The sequence below is a fragment of the Undibacterium sp. KW1 genome (assembly GCF_009937955.1).
GTDB lineage: Bacteria > Pseudomonadota > Gammaproteobacteria > Burkholderiales > Burkholderiaceae_D > Undibacterium.
Map to the genome: position 1 here is coordinate 2,904,912 of NZ_AP018439.1, position 19,053 is coordinate 2,923,964.

The 19,053-nt window shown below is 51.1% G+C and carries 15 protein-coding genes; 5 read left to right on the top strand and 10 right to left on the bottom strand.

Annotated elements, in window-relative coordinates; genetic code table 11:
• Positions 1–93: 93 nt before the first annotated feature.
• Both UNDKW_RS13080 and UNDKW_RS13085 read right to left on the bottom strand, forming a co-directional pair.
• Entirely contained in the window at positions 94–1,041 is a 948-nt protein-coding gene (locus UNDKW_RS13080) for a glyoxylate/hydroxypyruvate reductase A (RefSeq protein ID WP_162059042.1), read from the bottom strand.
• Positions 1,038–1,451: a VOC family protein gene (locus UNDKW_RS13085; protein WP_162059043.1), complete on the bottom strand. Its 414-nt coding sequence runs from the start codon at positions 1,449–1,451 to the stop codon at positions 1,038–1,040. The genes UNDKW_RS13080 and UNDKW_RS13085 overlap by 4 nt, the downstream gene beginning before the upstream one ends.
• Before the next feature lie 118 nt (positions 1,452–1,569).
• Here UNDKW_RS13085 and UNDKW_RS13090 point away from each other — a divergent pair, with 118 nt between their 5' ends.
• On the top strand, positions 1,570–2,433 hold the full coding sequence (locus UNDKW_RS13090) for a LysR family transcriptional regulator (RefSeq protein WP_162059044.1): 864 nt from the start codon (positions 1,570–1,572) through the stop codon (positions 2,431–2,433).
• On the opposite strand, the gene UNDKW_RS13095 is transcribed toward UNDKW_RS13090, so the two are convergent.
• On the bottom strand, positions 2,430–3,095 hold the full coding sequence (locus UNDKW_RS13095; protein WP_162059045.1) for a ribonuclease HI family protein: 666 nt from the start codon (positions 3,093–3,095) through the stop codon (positions 2,430–2,432). The two genes, UNDKW_RS13090 and UNDKW_RS13095, sit on opposite strands and share 4 nt — an antisense overlap.
• A gap of 127 nt (positions 3,096–3,222) precedes the next feature.
• Between UNDKW_RS13095 and UNDKW_RS13100 the strand changes: the two genes are divergently transcribed.
• From UNDKW_RS13100 to UNDKW_RS13110, 3 genes are read left to right on the top strand one after another with little or no spacing between them, the layout of a single operon-like run.
• Positions 3,223–3,462: a DUF1272 domain-containing protein gene (locus UNDKW_RS13100; protein WP_162059046.1), complete on the top strand. Its 240-nt coding sequence runs from the start codon at positions 3,223–3,225 to the stop codon at positions 3,460–3,462.
• A 7-nt stretch (positions 3,463–3,469) separates the two neighbouring features.
• The gene (locus tag UNDKW_RS13105; RefSeq protein ID WP_162059047.1) at positions 3,470–4,381 is read left to right on the top strand and encodes an EamA family transporter; all 912 of its coding nucleotides are present in this window, start codon (positions 3,470–3,472) and stop codon (positions 4,379–4,381) included.
• A gap of 6 nt (positions 4,382–4,387) precedes the next feature.
• On the top strand, positions 4,388–5,347 hold the full coding sequence (locus UNDKW_RS13110) for a GlxA family transcriptional regulator (RefSeq protein ID WP_162059048.1): 960 nt from the start codon (positions 4,388–4,390) through the stop codon (positions 5,345–5,347).
• Positions 5,348–5,404: 57 nt separating this feature from the next.
• Here the strand turns inward: UNDKW_RS13110 and UNDKW_RS13115 are convergent, their stop codons facing one another.
• From UNDKW_RS13115 to UNDKW_RS13130, 4 genes are all read right to left on the bottom strand, one after another.
• Positions 5,405–6,994: an IS66 family transposase gene (locus UNDKW_RS13115; RefSeq protein WP_162059049.1), complete on the bottom strand. Its 1,590-nt coding sequence runs from the start codon at positions 6,992–6,994 to the stop codon at positions 5,405–5,407.
• Between the two features lie 43 nt (positions 6,995–7,037).
• Positions 7,038–7,379, bottom strand: a complete 342-nt coding sequence (gene tnpB, locus UNDKW_RS13120) for an IS66 family insertion sequence element accessory protein TnpB (protein WP_162059050.1) — start codon at positions 7,377–7,379, stop codon at positions 7,038–7,040.
• Complete coding sequence (locus tag UNDKW_RS13125) at positions 7,379–7,711, bottom strand: hypothetical protein (RefSeq protein ID WP_162059051.1); 333 nt, start codon at positions 7,709–7,711, stop codon at positions 7,379–7,381. Before UNDKW_RS13125 ends, tnpB begins: the two co-directional genes overlap by 1 nt.
• 242 nt (positions 7,712–7,953) lie before the next feature.
• Positions 7,954–13,077 (bottom strand): DUF4214 domain-containing protein, encoded by a 5,124-nt coding sequence (locus tag UNDKW_RS13130; protein ID WP_162059052.1) that lies wholly within the window; start codon positions 13,075–13,077, stop codon positions 7,954–7,956.
• 365 nt (positions 13,078–13,442) lie between these two features.
• Here UNDKW_RS13130 and UNDKW_RS13135 point away from each other — a divergent pair, with 365 nt between their 5' ends.
• Positions 13,443–13,913, top strand: coding sequence for a DUF6265 family protein (locus tag UNDKW_RS13135; RefSeq protein ID WP_162059053.1), 471 nt, complete (start codon positions 13,443–13,445; stop codon positions 13,911–13,913).
• Between the two features lie 80 nt (positions 13,914–13,993).
• On the opposite strand, the gene thrC is transcribed toward UNDKW_RS13135, so the two are convergent.
• The 3 genes from thrC to UNDKW_RS13150 all read right to left on the bottom strand — a co-directional run bounded on the left by thrC (position 13,994) and on the right by UNDKW_RS13150 (position 19,006).
• Positions 13,994–15,454, bottom strand: coding sequence for a threonine synthase (gene thrC, locus UNDKW_RS13140; RefSeq protein ID WP_162059054.1), 1,461 nt, complete (start codon positions 15,452–15,454; stop codon positions 13,994–13,996).
• A gap of 118 nt (positions 15,455–15,572) precedes the next feature.
• Complete coding sequence (gene fdhD / locus UNDKW_RS13145; protein WP_174247590.1) at positions 15,573–16,688, bottom strand: formate dehydrogenase accessory sulfurtransferase FdhD; 1,116 nt, start codon at positions 16,686–16,688, stop codon at positions 15,573–15,575.
• Between the two features lie 11 nt (positions 16,689–16,699).
• Entirely contained in the window at positions 16,700–19,006 is a 2,307-nt protein-coding gene (locus UNDKW_RS13150; RefSeq protein WP_162059055.1) for an FdhF/YdeP family oxidoreductase, read from the bottom strand.
• Positions 19,007–19,053 lie beyond the last annotated feature (47 nt).

Consider the following 19,053-nt stretch of genomic DNA (forward strand, 5'->3'; position numbering starts at 1 on the left):
CATTGATCAATACCTTGGCCGATGAATCAATCAATGCCCTGCAATGGTATGAATGGAAAACGACAGGCATTCATATCATTAAAAGTTCTTCCTTCAATACCCTTTCACTCTATCTACCGTCACAGGCAACTCCCCCGTAGATCTATAACGCCGGATATTATTGGCCACAATCAAAGAAGCCGTTTCTCTGTCTGTGGGTGCGGAGCAATGCGGTAATACTGTCACAGACGGATGCTGCCAGTGCCATGCAATGGCGGGCAAAGGTTCTGTTTCAAATACGTCGAGAATTGCATGACCGATATGCCCGCTATCCAGGGCGATATGCAAATCATGATCATTGATGATAGCCCCTCGTGCGAAATTGATCAGGGATGCATCTCGCGGCAAGGCTTGCAGGATTTGGGCATTGATCAGTCCTTTGGTATCTGATGTCAGTGGTAACAGACAAACGAGGATATCGGTTTTTGCCAGCATGACTGGCAATTCATCTGTACCTGCAAAACATTCTACACCGGCAAATTCTTTACGATTGCGGCTCCAGCCTACGACATTAAAGCCTGCACGCAGCAGGCTGTTCGCCGCCGCCTCACCCAATGCACCGAGGCCCAACAAACCTATGGTTCTTTGTTGAGGGCGCAAATATTCAAGTGGTTGCCAGAGCTGCTGCTTTTGTTGTCGCGCATAAGCTGGCATATCTCTATGCAGGTACAGCGTCCAGGCCAGCACTGCTTCGGACATGGTGGTGGCCAGTTGTGGGTCTATCAAGCGGACGATTTTCAGCTCAGTGTCTGCCAAATCTGAAATCAGTCTTTCTACTCCCGCCCAGACACTATGCACCCATTGCAATTGCGGTAATTGCTTCAACTGCGCAGGATCAGGATTGGCAACGATGGCGACTTTACAAGTAGCTTTGTCCTCATCGCTCATGCTGTCAAAGGCGACAATCTGTTCGTCTGGCAGATTCTTTTGCAGCGCATCTACCCAAGCCTGGGTATGGGAATAAGCAGGCGCTGCCAGGAATGGAATTTTAGTTGAACTCATTTGTCGTAAATACTTTCCAGATTGTTGAAACCTTTGATTTCTATGGGATTTCCTGAGGGATCAAGAAAGAACATGGTCGCTTGCTCACCCGATTGGCCAGCAAAACGAATCGATGGTTCCAATACAAAGTCGAGATCATGACCACGCAGGCGATCGGCCAGCATCGTCCAGTCCTTCATCGCGAGTATTACACCCAGGTGCGGCATGGGCACCAGATGATCCCCTACCCTGCCTGTATTAGTCGTAGCGAACGGCGTGCCCAGATGCAAGGAAATTTGATGACCAAAAAAATCAAAATCTACCCAGGTGGCCGTACTGCGCCCCTCTTTGCAGCCCAATATGCCTGCATAAAATTGCCGTGCCTGATCAAGATCATGCACATGATAGGCAAGATGAAATAAAGCTTTCATGGATATAGTTCCGTATTGCATTATCGCTGCTCAGATGGTGATTCACAATATTGCATGCTAGCGTCATTTTTTCATAAGAGATAGCATATTATTTTTAATCCATTCGAAAGAATTTTTTATGGATAGCCGCTATCTACAAAGCCTGATTGCCACGATAGAACATGGGTCTATTGCCGAAGCCGCAAGAATTGAGAACCTGACCGCAGCAGCGATCAGCCAGAGAATTCAGGCTTTGGAGAGGGGGTTGGGTTTTCCCTTATTGTCGAGACAGACGCATGCGGCAAAACCGACCCAGGCTTGCCTTTATCTGCTGCCACGGGCACGAAATATCGTGCGCGAGATTAGCCTGTTGGCTGGTGACGCCGACCTTGATGGCTTGACAGGCACAATCAAGATAGGCGCCATTTCCACCGCGATGACAGGCATGCTGCCAACCGTCTTAAGGTATTTGACCAGACATGCACCAAAATTGAAGGCTGGCATCGTGCCTGGCACGTCCCGCTCCTTATATCAGTCTGTGCAGGATGAAGAGATAGATGCGGCAATACTGGTTGCTCCTCCATTTGATTTGCCTAAAAGCCTGATAGCGCACCACATAAAAACAGAGCACCTGGTCTTACTTTCCAGACAAGCACCACAAAACGATATCTTGTCCACGCTACAATCAAAGCCCTATTTGCGTTATGACCCGACAGCATGGGGTGGCCGGTATGCTGAGAAATTTCTTCAAGACCAGGGCTTGGCGCTGGAAGCCATGTGCGACCTCGATGCACTGGAAACCATCGCCATGCTGGTCGCAGATGATGTAGGCGTCAGTTTGGTACCGCACTGGTCAGGCTTGGTAAAATTGGCGAGACATTGCGTATTAACGCCCATCCCCAACCCTGCCTATGCACGTAACCTTGTTTTACTTAGCAAAACGCAACATCCGCGACCTGCAATGTTGGGCATGTTGCTGCGATCATTGAAAATCAAGTCTTAATCTGACCGCATCTGAGTAAGTGCATCAGCCAATTGATTTTTGTGCCTGGGCACCCAAGACACACGCAACTGCTCAAATGCAGAGGCCAGTTCCTGTGCTTGCTGACGATACTTCTGTATGCGCAACAAGCTACTCAACTTGATATGGTTAAAGTCATCAATGACCACCTGGCTATCGCCATGCACAAGCAAGTTCACTATCCCGTGTTGTACCGCTTGCTGTAATAGCAGTATCAAACCACTGTATTCAGCGTCACAGCTGTCGCCGTACTCCATGTGAGCTATGTGTTCGAAATTTTGCCCGTCGGGCGCTTTGAGTATGCAAGCAATCCGGCATTTCCCCGGGTTAGGCACAGCCGAGCCATCGAACCAGGCCAGCCAGGTATTTGCAGGCAGCAAAGTTAAATCTCGATCTTTTTTACTCTTTTGCTGTGCAACTTTCTTGACCAATCTTTGAGCAGCATCCGCCACCTTTATGGCTTCCCGCTGTTGTGCCAGCTCTGAGATATCCTGCAAACCTGAATTGTGCGCCGCTGCTTCCAGCAGCTTAAAAAGTGCTTCCACAGCTTGCAGCTTTTCCTGCTTTGTCAATTGACGACTAAGCACGCGCTCTTTGCGCGTAGCAATACTGACTAGTTGTTGATATGTAAAATTGAAATCCATAAAGCTTTGTGATTTAGATTTGGCAGATGTCCGGATATGACCGACTCTGGTCGCTATCTATGCTGGCATATACCATTCAAACTGATATTCTGCTTAATATTCACCCACAACAGAAAGAAAATGTATCATGCTTGAACTCAGACCGAATTGCGAGCGCTGTGACTGTGATTTACCACCGGATTCTGACAAGGCCCGCATTTGTACTTTTGAATGCACCTTTTGCGTTGACTGCGTGGAGGGTCCCTTACAAGGTATATGCCCGAATTGTGGTGGGAATTTCGTCTCAAGGCCAATCAGGCCGCAAAATAAGCTGCTGAATAACCCTGCATCGACCAAACGTGTACATGCAAAACAAATTAAGCCTTAGCCAAGCCATGTCCAAATCTGTCCTTAGCACACGTCACATCCTGATCGCTGCCATCGTCATTTTGTTGTGGGGAATGAATTTTGTGGTAATCAAAATAGGATTGAAAGGCATCCCTCCCTTCTTGATGGGCGCTTTGCGCTTTATGCTGGTGGCGTTTCCCGCTGTCTTGTTTTTGCCACGCCCAAAAGTGTCATTCAAACTGTTATTGGCGTATGCCATGTTCATCAGCCTTGGCCAATTTGCCTTTTTGTTTTCAGCAATGGCAGTCGGTATGCCAGCAGGTTTGGCATCACTGGTTTTGCAGGCACAGGCGTTCTTTACTGTGGGCTTATCTGCCATGGTCTTTGGCGACAAGTTAAGGCCTAGCAATTTATTAGGCATGCTGGTCGCCAGCGCAGGTCTCATATTGCTAGGCAGCGCAAGCATTGCCAGTTCGGCCAGTCAGGTAACGCTTGCTGGCTTTGCCCTCACCTTATGCGCTGCATTCTCATGGGCCAGCGGTAATGTCATTAATAAAAAGATAGGCGTGACCAACGTACTGAGTCTGGTGTCATGGAGTGCCCTGGTACCTATACTGCCGTTTATTTTGTTATCTTATCTGTTTGAAGGTGGCGATGTCATTTTGCACAGTTTAAGCAATATGAGCCTGTCATCTGGTCTGACCATCGTGTACCTGGCCGTCGCAGCTACCCTGATCGGCTATACCTTATGGGGAAAACTACTGGCCAGCTTGCCTACCCATCTCGTTGCGCCACTGACATTGATGGTGCCTGTGATTGGATTGACAGCCGCGTGGCTGATACTTGATGAGGCATTAAGCCATACCCAATTACTGGGGGCAGTTATCGTAATGGCAGGCCTGCTCATTAATGTATTCGGCACAAAACTGGTTCATAACTTGCGCAATATGTTCGCCTGATTCATCATGCCCCGTGTTCAACCAGTTTATTTTCTGTTATTGCAAGACACCTTATTGCTGGACATTGCCGGGCCAGCAGATGCCCTCTTGTTTGCCAATCGCCACCAGGATGAAGTGCGGTTTGAAATGCACTTTATCAGCCCGCAGCAAAGCGTGAATTCTTCCGTGGGCCTGCAACTAGGCCCGCTGCTGCCTTTGCCGGAACAACTGACTCCAGATGCCATCCTGATCTTGCCTGGTCTGATCGGTGGCAATGAAGTCTATGCTTTGCCAGATGCACAGATTGCCATCCGGTGGTTGTCAGAAAAAGTGCAGACAAGCCACAGGGTGGTATGCATTTGTTCTGGCGCGCTGATGGCGGCGCATGCTGGTTTACTGAGCGGGCACAAGGCGACGACACATCATAACCATTGCCACGAGCTGGCAGAAATAGACAGTTCAATCAAAATAGAAGAAAACCGCATTTTTGTTGAAGATGGACGCATCAGTACCAGTGCCGGCGTTACCGCAGGCATAGATCTCGCCTTGCATCTGGTCAGTGAACTTACCAGCCCCTTTGCTGCGAGTGCCGTTGCCCGCAATCTGGTGGTGTACACGCGTCGCTCTGGCAATGACCCACAATTGTCACCTTGGCTGAAATACCGTAATCATCTGCATCCCATTGTTCACAAAGTACAGGATGCCATGGTCAAGGATCCTGCTCACCCGTGGAATTTAACTGAATTATCCAATATCGCCTGCAGCAGTACGCGGCATATTACCCGGCTGTTCAAATTGCACGCTGAAGTGTCAATACAAGCCTATTTGACATCGCTGCGTTTATCGCTGGCGACAAAATTTCTGGCCAATACCGATTGGTCAATAGAACGAATTGCAGAGGCGTCTGGTTTTGGCTCGACAAGGCAATTCAGGCGCATTTGGAATAGTCACTTTTCAGCACCTCCTTCGGCTGAACAGTTTAGATGATTAATTTTCAAATCTCATCCTCGGTAAGCGTCCAGCCGCCCCACCTATAAAAAGAAGTTATAGCTGTGTAGAGTTCGGAAATGGCAGCAGCGAATCGATCTGGTTGTTAGGGCACGTCGGGAGACGTTCCAGGACGCTGGTCAGCCATTGCATCGGATCAAGGCCATTGAGCCTGGCGGTGCCCAGCAAGGTCTGGATGGCGGCAGCACGGCGGCCGGCGCGTTCTGAGCCGGCGAACAGCCAGTTCTTCTTGCCTATGGCAATCGGACGTATCGCGTTTTCGACCGCATTGTTATCAATCGGCAGCGTGCCCGAATCGATATAGCGCACCAGCGCCGGCCAGCGTTTGAGTGCGTGCTCAATGGCCTTGCCCGTGCCGCTGCCTGGTGCGACAGCTTGTTGCATCGTCTGCAGCCAGGCATGCAGTTCAACCAGTACCGGCCTGGCTTGCACTTGCCGTAGTTGCAGGCGCGCTTCGGCCGTCGCGCTCGCGGCCTGTTGCTCGATGGCGTACAGTGTTGCGATGCGGCGTAGTGCCTCGGCCGCCACCGGGCTGCCGTTGGCCGCATGTAGCTCGAAGAACCTGCGCCGCACGTGGGCCAGGCAAGCCAGTTCGGTCACGCCATCGGCGAACAGTGCCTTGTAGCCGGCATAGTCATCCACCATAAGATGGCCGCGCCATGTACCGAGGAAGGTGCGTGCGTGAGCACCGGCACGGCCGCTCTGGTAGTCAAACACGATAATGGGTGGCCCCTGGTCCAGATGGTTGGAGCGATAGGCCCACAAATAGGCGTGTTTGGTCTTGCCCTGGCCGGGATCAAGTTGGCGTACCGGGGTTTCGTCGGCATGCAGGCAAGGCCGCTGCAGCAGCAGCCCGGCTAGTCGCTCGCTTAAGGGTTGCAATACCACGCCGAGCTTACCTATCCAGCCTGCCAACGTAGAACGCGCCAGCGGCACACCCTGGCGGGCGGCGATCTGTTCCAGCCGGTACAGCGGCAAATGATCGGCAAACTTGCTGACCGCAACCCAGGCCAACAAGCCGGGAGCGGCGAGGCCACCATCGATCACCGCTGGCGGGATCGCCGCAGCGGTGACCGTGTCGCAGCCACGGCAGGCATATTGAGGACGAATATGGCGATGCACAAAGAAGCGTGCTGGTTCGACATCAAGTTGTTCGCTGACGTCTTCGCCGATCTTGACCAGGTCGCGCCCGCAGGCTGCACATTGGCAAGAGCTTGGTTCATGGCGGTACTCAATGCGCGGCAGTTCGCTGGGCAGCGGCTGGCGACCGGCACGGCTGCGCGGCTTGGCCGGACGCGGCGCTTGCAGCGCCTCCAGTTCGGCCTCCATCGCCGCCAGGTCGGCATCGCCGGCTTCGTTGAACATATCCAGTTGCTCGCCGCTGTAGGCTTCGCTGGCCTTGCCGAAACGGATGCGCCTGTGATGCGCCAGTTCCAGCGTCAGTGCCTTGATCTTGATGTCCTTGGCGTGCCCAGCGGCACTCAACGCATCCTGCTGTCTCTGCAGGACGTGTAGTTGGGCATCCTTCGCAGCGATCAACTCGTCCTTCTGGGCCAGCATGGCCTGCAACTGCGCAAGGAGCGCAGGGTCGGCGTTGGTATGGGCGAGTTGTTCGAGCAGATCCATGGCGCCATGTTAACAGATTCGCGTCGAAGTTAACAGGGACTTGCTACAGTGCCCAGGCTGCCGGAGCCGGTGCCGACAAGCGCTGCCAATCGACGCCGGCCACCAGCCACTGCCATTGCTCGGCGGTCAATTGCCAACTGAGCTCGCCAGGCTTGGGCCAGACGAATTGACCACGGTGCAGGCGGCGCACGCACATCCACACGCCGTTGCCATCCCAGCACACCACTTTGAGGCGTGTGTGGCGCCGGTTGCTGAAAACGTAGGCAGTACCGTCGCAAGGCATACGCCCCAGTGCTTGCTGGACGTAGGTTGACAGGCGGTCGATCCCGGCGCGGATGTCGACCGGCTGCACCGCCAGCCAGATGGCATCTGCCTGCCATTGCATCACAGGCCACGCAGCAGGTCGGACAGCCAGTCCGCCTTGACCTCGGGTGGCAGACGCAGTTCCCAGCCTTGCGGGCTGCGCAACATCAGCCCTGTGGGAGCAGAAGGAGCAGATGTTACTTGCACGGGTAATAGCGCAATGCCGGGATGCTGCGCTTGGGATGCTGACTTATTCTCAACAGACTGTTCGGCGATGAGTGCGCGCCGCCAATAGTCGAAGGTGGAGAACTTGAGGCCTGCATGCTCGCAAAAGGCGCGCTGACTCAGTGCACTCTGCTGCCACTGGGTGATGTGCTGTTGCCACTGCTGCCGCTTGGCTTGATCTCGTTTCATACTGCTCCTCTTTACTTGTGATGGGAGCGTGAGTCTGGATGAGGTCATCGTTCAATGCTAGATGGGGCGGCTGGACGCTTACGGTGGGGCGGCTGGACGCTTACCGATAATTAGCAAAAATAAAGCATAAAAAAACCCACCGCTGTACAGAGGTGGGTTTTTTATTTTTACACAGCAGGGAGAATCTTCCCTCCCTGCTGCATGGGTAGCAAGCTACCCATTTTCCTGCATAGCTTACTGAATTAAGCGATGAAGTCGCCAGCGACGATGGAACCTGCGCCAGTGATTTTAACGATAAAGTCAGTTGCATCAACTGCACCAGTAGTGCCACCGATGTTTTGGAAGGCGTATGTACCAGCTGCTGTACCTGCGGCTACAGTGATGATGTAAGCCTGAGTGTTCGCTGCCAGAGCCGCGCCAGCACCAGTTGCTGCTGTAGCGATTGCTGCTGCCAGAGTTGCTACGTCAGCGTTAGCGATGTTCAGTGCGTTCAATGTTGTTGCATTAACGCCTGTTTTGAACACGTCAGCGCCAGCAACTTTGAAGTTTGCCACTGTATCGATAGAACCGATGTTGGAACGTGTTCCAGCAGTAGTTGCATCGATAGTTTCAGCACCAGTTGCAGTTGCAGACAGGTTAATTGTATCAACGCCTGTGTTACCGACTACTGATACTGCTGTAGCAGCTGTGCCAGCCAAGTTCAGAGTTTGGCCGCCTGTACCCAGAGCGACTACGTCGGCTACTGCGCCTTTGTTGAAGTTCAGTGTTACACCAGCACCGTTTTCGTTAGTGAAAGTGTAGCCAGTTGCAGCAGAGCCAGTCACGTTCAGAGTTTCAACGCCTGTGACCAGAGCATTGATATTCAAGTTAGCACCGATAGCACCGATGTTCAGTGTATCTGCACCCAAGCCGCCGTCCAGTGTTGTTGCGCTGGCGATTTGTGTTGCTGTGTAGTTGAATGTATCGTTGCCTGTGCCACCAACAACGCTCACTGTGTTAGTACCAGCAGTGAATGTGTTAGTACCGTTAGCCAGTGTGAAGCGTTCCAGCGCTGCGTTAGCAACGATAGTACCAGCTGTAGTCAGAGCGATAGTTTCTGTGTTACCAGCAGAGAATGCACCTGTGAAGCCATTGTACTGAGCTGCTGTCATGGTGTACACGCCAGTTGCTGCCAATGTCAGGTTTTCAAAGCCAGTGATGTTGGAACCAGCAACGTTAGCGCCAGCTGCCAATACCAATGTATCTGTACCTGCACCTGCACTGAAAGTACCAGTGTAAGTGAATGCACCCAATGTCAGTTGGTTAGTACCTGTACCCAGGTTTACATTACCAGCTGCGAAGGATGTACCAGCACCTGTCAGGTCAACAGTATCATTGCCTGTGCCACCGTTCACTGTAGTGATACCAGTGGTAGTTGCACCGAAGTTGAAGCTGTTAGCTGCGTTAGCCAGGTTCAGAGTCTTGATGTTGGTGATAGTACCGCCTGTTGTAGTGTTGCCGATATTAACAGTCAGTGCATCACTCAAAGTGATGACATCTGTATCAGCAGCATTACCGTTGACAGTTGTGCCACTCAAAGTTGCAGACAAACCTGTGAAGTTGTCGTTCACATTCAATGTGCTATTGAATGTTTGACCAGCTACCAGCGCTGTTGGGTTCAATGCTGTACCGCCACCGTTGACTGGGTTAGTACCAACAACACCTGTTGTTACTGTTGCACCGCCAGACAATGTCACTGCATTGGATGTAGTGATGTTGTTGACGCTGCCACCAGTTGCATTGGAGGAAGATGTTGTGTCGATGACCAATGTGCCGCTAGTGACAGAGATCAGGGACAGATCGATGTTGTTCACGCCAGCGATGTCATCAACGATAGTCAGTTGATGTGGAACATTGCCTGTGAATGTGATGACTGGTGTGCTCAGGGACAGAGCAGCACGGGCAGCAACCAGAGCAGCGTATTGGGAAGCAGTGATCACAACAGCAGAGTTTGCTGTGATGTTTTCAATACCGGACAGAGTTGCACCAGCCAGGTTGATCGCACCGTAAGTGACCAGTGTATCGTTACCTGTACCCAGGTTGATCGTGTCTGTCACAACACGTGCCACGGCATTTGCTGTGGATTGTGCGTTCAGGTTCACACCGTTTTCTGTCGTGTTGTAAGTACCGGCAACATAGTTACCCAGCAAGACAACGCGGTCAGCACCAGCACCCAGGCTCAGGAAGTTGGCGCCACGGGCCAGAGTCACGTCCAGAGCAGATTGTGCTGTCAATGCGCCTGCATCGATCGATACACCAACAGTGGCGTTAGCAACGTTGACGTTGTCCAGTGCGCGGATAGTCAGACGTTCTACGTGTGTTGTTGTGTTAGCAGCCTGGTAGCCGTCAACCAGTGCATCAACGATCGTGTCGTTCAACTGGATTTGGGACACTTGGGTGACTGCTGTGTCGTTGGTCAGTTCGATGTTACCGATGTTGCTGATACCGTTGAAGTCACCGATCGCTGCGTTTGTTGCATTGCGCAGTTCGATGACGTCATCATTCTTCTGGCTGTTGTTGGTGGTGTTGTTGTCCACTGCACCGCCGTTGATGGCGTGTGTACCATTGAAGTTGGCATCTGTGAAGATGATACGGTCTGCTGTGCGGCTTGCACCTTCTTCGCCGTTGTAGCTGAAGCGGCTTGTGGCGCTCAGGCTACGGGCGTCGATGACGACTGCGCTTTCAACGGCTGTACCAGCTGTGTCTGCGGCGTTAGCTGCATCATTGGCTGTGTCGTTGTCGTTGACGATAGCCAGAACACCACCGTTGTTGTTGGCAGCGATCAGGGCATCTGTCAATGTCAGACGGTAGTTACCTGCACCGTCAACACCGGCGTTGTTGGAGGTACCAACCAGACGGATTGTTTCGAAACCGGAAACGTTAGTCCATTCAGACGCGCCCAGAGCGATGGTGTCGCCCAGTGCTGCACCTGTCAGGTCGCCGTCGATGACGAGTGTGTCTGTACCAGCACCACCTACGACTGTGTCGGAGATTGTCAGGCCAGCACGTGTGTCTTGCAGGTTATCGAAAGTGACTGTGTCGTTACCAGCACCCATCTTGATGTTTTGCGCGCCGTTAGCTGCACCGCTGGTGGAAACACGAACGATAACGCTGGCTGTTTCTGCGGATGCATCGATGTTAGCGGCGATCAGTTTGATCTGGCCAGCTGTTTTGGACAACTCTTGTACGCCAGCGATGTTGGCTGCGGCGCCGCCTGTTGTGTCGATACGGTACAAACCACCGTTACCAGCGACTGTGGTGTCGAGGTTGAGGAATGTTGTTGTGGAACCAGCACCTGCTGTTGTACCAATCGTGATGGTGCCTGTGTGGGCAGCAACGTTGGCGAGAGCAACTGTGTTGGATTCTGTATCAGCATCGACCAGAGTGATGTTTTCAACAGCGTTGGTGTTCAATACGAAGTTGAAACGTGGGTCAACGTTCAAGCCTTCAGCGATCGTGACAGCAACGGTATCGGATGCACCAGTCGCAGTCGCCAGGTTGGCGTTGATGGTGGATTGGCCGATGGCGTTGGAGCCTGTGTCGCTATGACGGATGGTGATGGCTGCAGCTTGACCAACACTCAGGTTGTTGAGTGTGAACACGTCTGTACCAGCGACTGGTGCGGAGTTCGCAGGAGCTGCGACGTTGGTGTTGGAGACGTTGCGAACCAGTACGCCTGTGACGTCTGGCAGTTTGGCGAAGTCAACTGTGGAAGCGGCGTTGTTCAACAACACTTGCACTGCTTCTACTTTGGTGATGATGGAGGAACCAGCTGCACCGGCTGTGACGTTACCGCCGTTGACGATGACCAGGGTATCTGTACCGTCGCCGCCTGTGATGCTGTCGCCTGTTTCTACTGTGTCTGCCAGGTAGAATGTGTCGTTACCAGAACCGCCAGTGATGGTGACGTTTTGAACGGAACCGGATGTGTCAGCTTTACCAGTGGTGAAGATGCCATTGCCGAGGTTCAGGGTCAGGTTGCCTTTGAATGCGGATGCATCAATGGCGGACAGACGGCCTGCTGCTTGGAGGATACCACCGGAGAAGTTGGTGGATTCAATGGTTGTTACACCATTAACAACATTGGATGTTTGGGCCAGTGTGAGGTCTTTGTCGCCAGTGATGATGACTTTGCCTGCTGTACCTGTGTCCATTGGCAGGTTCAACGTGCCGATGTTGTTGGTGTTGCCTGTGCTGTTGATGGTCAGTGTTTCGTAACCTTGGTTGCCTACGCCTGCGGCGGATGTGCCGGAGGTGTTTTGACCAATGTTGACGGTACCAACTTGGACGTCGGACAGGTTCAGTGTACCTGCATTGGCGCCGAGCAGTGTGCCGTTGCCGAAGGAGAATTCAACGACGCCAGCGTTGTTGGCGTTGGTGCTTGTCAGGGACAGTGTGTCGAGAACGGATTTGATGTTTTCGATACGGGCAACGTTTGTACCTGCTGTGGAGGCGATACGGTTGATACCAACATTCTTCAAGCCAGTGGCATCTTGCAAGTCAACGGCAACAACGGCGTTGTTGTTGACGTTTTGTGCATCAGCAGAGCCAGTGAACGTGAAGTTCGCTGTCTGGATGTTTTTGAGCGTTGGGGTGATGATTGGCGCGCCGTTGTCATTGGAGTTACCCAGTGTGGCTGTCAATTTGTTGTTGGCTGTGGCGGATGTGTTGGAGCCTGTCAGGACGTCTTCGTCTTGCAGGGCGTTGACACGGGAACCACCGTTTGGTGTGTAGACGAGGCCAGCTGTGAAGTTTTCTGCTGTAGCGATGTCTGTGTTGCTGGTCAGTGCGAAGTCTTTAACACCACCACCGTTGACGATGGATGTCAGGACTGCATCTTGAACTGCGATCTGGGATGCTTGTGTGGCGGAATCCAACACTTTGCTCAACCAGTCCTTGGCCAGGGCTGTGTTGGCTGGCAGGGAGTAGGCAACGATTTCTTCGTTGGTGTCGATGGCCGTTGTGAAGGATGTCGCAGCGGCAACTTTGGAGTCAACGGCAACTTTGTCTGCACCAGTAGCACCACCGAGGATGGCCAGAGCGGCTTGACCCAGTGTGACTTTGCCGTTCAACAGTTGACCTGTCCAGTAGTTGAGACCGGCTACGTCAGCTTTGTGGCCGAACAGGTTGTTGTAGATGGTGTTGACGGTGTCTTCTGTTGTTTTACCAGCGAATACGGTGGCGTATTCTGCTTGTTTGGAGAAGCTGTCGGCGATTTGGTTCAGTGTCAAACCTTGGGCCATCCAGTAGGCCAGACCATTTGGGTCTGCTGGGCGGTTAAAATAAGCGATGTAAAGCTTTTGGATGTCTGCTGCTGTGTTTGCCATGTCAAGTTTCCTGTTTATTTAATTATTAATACGAAAAATACAAAATTCTAAATTTCTTTAGAGCTGGACTTTTTTAGCGATTGCAGATTAGCATGTGAGTCTGTTTTTCAATGTGACGCAAGTCACATTAATTAAAAATGTGAAAAATATTTACAGAGTAATTGTACGGATTCGCCGAATTGTTCACTCTTCAACAACTACACTATCATTTCCTTTTTCATTCCCTTTTGGCACACGAATTGATTGCCATTTAAGTACTTGGTGATAATTGATGGTTTTCATTTGATGATTAAAAGCCCCGCCCTCCATCAATAATAAATTTAAACATTCCTTCACCAGAAAAGATACTTACCTTGGAGACTAGCATGTGCTTTAAATTTGCATTATTTGCCAGCATCCTGATAATGGCCAATAACAGTTTGGCGGCTAATACCATACAAGATCTGCAATGGCTGCAAGGCTGTTGGCAGGCAGCAGGTGCAGAAGCAGGCTCGGAAGAATACTGGCTGGCACCGGCAGGTGGCTCCATCCTGGGCATGGGCCGTACAGTGCGCAAATCAAAAACCGTCGCATGGGAATTCATGCGCATACAAGAAAATGCAGATAGCCTGGTTTTTACAGCCCTCCCCTCAGGTAAACCAGAGGCCAGTTTTCAATTGCTGTCGCTGGATAAGCAAAGAGTGGTTTTTGAAAATCCCAGATCTGAATTTCCACAGCGCATCATCTATCAATTGAATGCTGATGGCAGCTTGCTCGGACGCATAGAAGGCAAGATGAAAGATCAGGAAAAGGGAATCGATTTTCCCATGCAAAGGATTAGCTGCACTAAGCAATAATGAATTGTTTTTCCAGTCCCCCAATAAAAAAACCGCATCAAGCGGTTTTTTTATTGGGCATCACAGTCTGAAAAGGTTCATTACAGGCCAGTATTTTTTGCAATATAAGCTTTCATCGCATTCACATCGACAGCCATGACTTCAAATCGCTGTGGCAGCGCTTCTATATTTTCAAAGCCAGCCGGGCGCTCAGCATCACGCCCCAATGCCTCTTTGATGGTTTCATTGAACTTGGCCGGTAAGGCTGTTTCCAGCACAACCATAGGAACACCTTCTTGCAAGTGCTCAAACGCGACTTTAATGCCATCCGCAGTATGCGTATCAATGGTGATGTTAAATTCTTTCTCTACCTGGCGTATGGTTTGCAAGCGGTCTGCATGAACAGATTTGCCTGACGCAAAACCAAACTTGGCAATCTTATTGAACTCATCGCCATCACTGCCTGGTCTACCTGACAAATCAAAGCCACCTTCGGTTTCAACTTTCTTGAACAGAGCCGCAACACGGGTAGCATCCCTATCCAGCAAGTCATAGATAAAACGCTCAAAATTCGACGCCTTGGAGATATCCATCGATGGGCTGGTGGTATGCCAGGTTTCTGCTGATTTGCGCACGCGATAGACGCCGGTGCGGAAAAATTCATCCAACACATCATTTTCATTGGTCGCTACGACCAGCTTATCGATAGGCAAACCCATCATGCGGGCAATATGACCGGCGCAGATATTACCGAAATTACCAGATGGCACTGTGAATGAGACTTTTTGCTCATTGCTGGTCGTCGCACTCAGGTAACCGCGGAAGTAATACACTACCTGGGCAACCACACGTGCCCAGTTAATCGAATTGACCGTACCTATTTTTTGGCGATTTTTGAATTCCAGGTCATTTGACACCGCCTTGACCATGTCCTGGCAATCATCAAACACACCTTCGACAGCGATATTAAAAATATTCGGGTCTTGCAGACTGAACATCTGGGCAGTCTGGAAGGCACTCATTTTCTTATGCGGGGACAGCATGAAAACCCGTATGCCCTTCTTGCCGCGCATTGCATATTCAGCAGCGCTGCCAGTGTCACCAGAAGTGGCTCCAAAGATATTCAGCTCTGCATCATTCTTGGCCAGGGTATATTCAAACAAGTTACCCAGCAATTGCATGGCCATATCCTTGAATGCCAGGGTTGGGCCATTCGACAAGGCTTGCAAAACCAACTTGCGGCCATCCTTGTCCTGCAATATACGCAAGGGTGTAATTTGCGCAGCAGATTCATCACTGCGTGCGTTTTTATAGACATCTGACGTATAAGTTTTGTCTACTAGCGCCCTTAAATCGGCCTCTGGAATATCTGTGGCAAATTTTTTCAAGACTTCAAATGCCAGCCCGGCGTAAGACAGCTTGCGCCATGCGTCTAGCTCTACATCTGTTACCTGAGGGTAAGTTGTAGGCAGATAGAGGCCACCATCGGGAGCAAGGCCACCTAAGAGAATTTCCGAGAAATTTTGTGCTGCGGTATGCCCGCGTGTTGAAGCGTATTGCATAAGTCGACAGGATGAGGGAAATTGATTGGAAGGATAAAACGAATATTCTTCCTATTATAACTTTCTTACAGGCTTAAAACCTCTGTAAATTTGGTGAAAATCCAATTTCGTCCCTGCTTCATTCGGCCAGCAGTCTTTCAGGATGGGTATAGACCACGTAACCATGCTGTCTCACAAAGCCTATCAGGCAAATGCCCGCCTGCTCCGCAAGTTCGATGGCAAGTGCGGTCGGAGCCGATAACGCAGCCAATATGGCAATATTGGCTCGTGCCGCCTTTTGTACCAACTCATAACTAAGCCTGCTACTCATGAGAACGAAACCTTCGGCCGACGATTTAGGTTTTACTTTTGGAGTTGCCAAAGCACCAAGCAATTTATCCAGGGCATTATGCCGACCTACGTCTTCACGCAACACCAGGATTTCCCCTTGCATATCAACCCAGGCCGCAGCATGAACGGCACCGGTATGCAAATTAACGGCTTGCAAGGAACTCAGGCTACCCAGTGCTCTAAGCAAACTAGCGCGTGACAATTGCTGAACGGGCCCGGTCTTGATCGCTGGTAGATGCATTTGCAATGCCTGCAGACTATCTTTGCCACACAAGCCACAACCTGTATTGCCTGCAAGATGACGGCGACGCTCTTTCAATGCAGCAAACCTCGCTGTCGATATCTGCACATGAACTTCTATGCCCTGCACTTCTGGATTTTGCTGGCATTCCATGTCATAGATTTCACTAACATCATCGACTATGGCTTCAGACAAACTGAAACCAAGCGCAAAGTCTTCCATATCCAGGGGGGTTGCCAGCATGACTGCATGTGAAATGCCGTTATAGACCAGCGCAACCGGTACTTCCTGTGCAATCTGGTCCATCAAGTCCTCGGCGACATGATTGGAGAATGCATGCCTTTGCACCTTGCGACTTACAACGCCCGCCAGCGTCGCAGACTCACCATCAGACTTGCCCGTCGTCGCTTCGCAAACCCTTCGCCCCTCTTTAGTCAGACTGACCAAACTACGTTCACCGTCCTGCTGCAGATGAACCCACCCTGCCCCCTTATGCTGGCCGATAGATTCTTCACCAAGATAAGCAATGCAGCGCAGCAAGGTACTTTGCCGCACCCTTAGCCGCTTGCACAGACGTGGCAATGATAAAGCTTCTGTATGCTGAGCGAGTTCAGCCATCAGGGCATGACTGAGTTTATCCTGCGAATAATTAAGCGATTCCATTAAGACCTGCATTAAACCTGCACTTGATGCGCGTGGATGATCACAGGTATAGATTTGGATGTGGGCGTACGTGCATGATCAGCAAAACTTGATAAAGGTACCAGACCATTCGTCTCTGGGAAGTAGGCTGCCAGGCAACCCTGAGGAATATTATAGGCCACCAGCATGAAACGTTTTGCCTGACGCTTTACACCGTCGTCACAAAGGCTTTCCATATCTACCCAGTCACCTGCCTGCATGCCCAGAGCATTGATATCTTCCTGAGCTATGAACAGCACGCGACGTTCACCGAATACGCCACGGTAACGGTCATTCATGCCATAGATAGTCGTATTATATTGATCATGCGAACGCATGGTAGCCAGATTAAAAACAGGCGATTGCCTGTTCCTGCGCGCCTGATGTATAGGCAAATCAACAGGCACAGCATGGGTATTGAAATTAGCTTTATTAGTTGCTGTTAACCATAGTCTTTCAGCGGCGGTATTACGCAGATGGAAGCCGCCCGGCACTTTGACACGCGCATTGAAATCAGCAAAATCATCAAACACGGCCGCGATTTTGTCACGTATGCGACTATAGTCAGCCAGCAACCACGCCCACGGTGTTTTGCTACGGTCTTTCAGAGTAGCCTGCGCCAGACGCGCAACTATCGCCACTTCAGACAGCAAATTTGTAGAAGCTGGTGGATTGATACCAGATGACAGATGTACCATGCTCATGGAATCCTCCACGGTCACCGCCTGCGGCCCAGTTTCCTGGATATCTATTTCAGTACGTCCCAGGCAAGGCAAGATGATGGCTTCATGACCGCAAATCAAATGACTACGGTTGAGCTTGGTAGTCACATGCACGGTCAAAGCGCAATTTTTCAGGGCTTTGTGGGTAACTTCTGTATCTGGCGTTGCTGTGGCAAAATTCCCGCCCATGCCAAAAAACACTTTACCGCCTTCCTTCAACATCGCCTCAATAGCGCCCACGGTATCGTGACCATGTTTTTGGGGCGGCGTAAAATCAAAAACCTGCCCTAAGCGCTCAAGGAATGCCTGCTTTGGTTTTTCTATGATGCCCATGGTGCGGTCGCCTTGCACATTGCTATGGCCCCGCACAGGGCAAGGTCCCGCACCAGGGCGACCGATATTGCCACGCAAAAGCAAGAGATTGACAATCATCTGTATGGTAGCCACAGAATGCTTGTGCTGGGTGATGCCCATGCCCCAACAGGCGATGACCTTACCAGCGCCCATATAAGTATCTGCTGCGCGTTGTATCTGCGCCCGGTCCAGTCCAGATTCTCTGACAATGACATCCCATGATTCTGCCAGCGCCTCAGCAGCAAATTGTTCAAAATTGGCGGTATGTTCAGAGATAAACTCTACATCGATAATTCTGTGCCGCCCTTGGGCTTGCGCCAGTTGATCTGCCTCCAGCACACATTTGATCATGCCTTTGACGGTTGCCAGATCCCCGCCAATTTTCAACTGAAAATAATCAGATGAAATAGTCGAAAACTGGTCTGTCAGCATATCCAGCGCATTTTGCGGGTTCTGGAACTTTTCCAGACCGCGCTCACGCAAGGGATTGAAAGAGACAATGGCAGCGCCACGCTTGGCGGCAGAACGCAACTCCCCCAACATACGCGGGTGATTGGTACCAGGGTTTTGACCAAAAATCAAAATCGCATCGGCAATCTGAAAGTCAGACAACAATACTGTCCCCTTGCCTACACCTATGGCTTCACGCATGGCAAAGCCAGAAGGCTCATGGCACATGTTTGAACAATCAGGGAAATTATTGGTGCCAAATTCACGTACAAATAGCTGGTACAGGAAAGCAGCCTCATTACTGGTACGGCCTGAGGTATAGAAAATGGCATCATCAGGTGTTGGCAAGGCATTCAAGCGAGTTGCGATCAACTCAAAAGCCTGATCCCAACTAATGATTTTATACTTGTCACTGGCGCGATCATATTGCATGGGCTGGGTCAAACGCCCCTGCGCTTCCAACCAGTGATCAGATTTTTCTGCCAGTTCACTCACCGTCAAACTGGCGATCAGTTCTGGTGTGGCGCGGCGTGCTGTCGATTCAGCCGCCACTGCCTTGGCACCATTTTCACAAAATTCAAAAGTCGATGTGTGATCGGCATCTGGCCAGGCGCAACCCGGGCAATCAAAACCATCTGGCTGATTGGCAGACATCAGGGTCAATGCCCCTTTGCCAGGTATGCCTTGCTCTATGATTTGCTGAGCGACACTTTTTAATGCGCCCCAGCCACCTGCTGGCCTGTCATAGACTTTAATTGTTTCGTTCTTACTCATACTGCTTAATCTCCACACTACCAAGGCTTGATTCGACCAACATTATT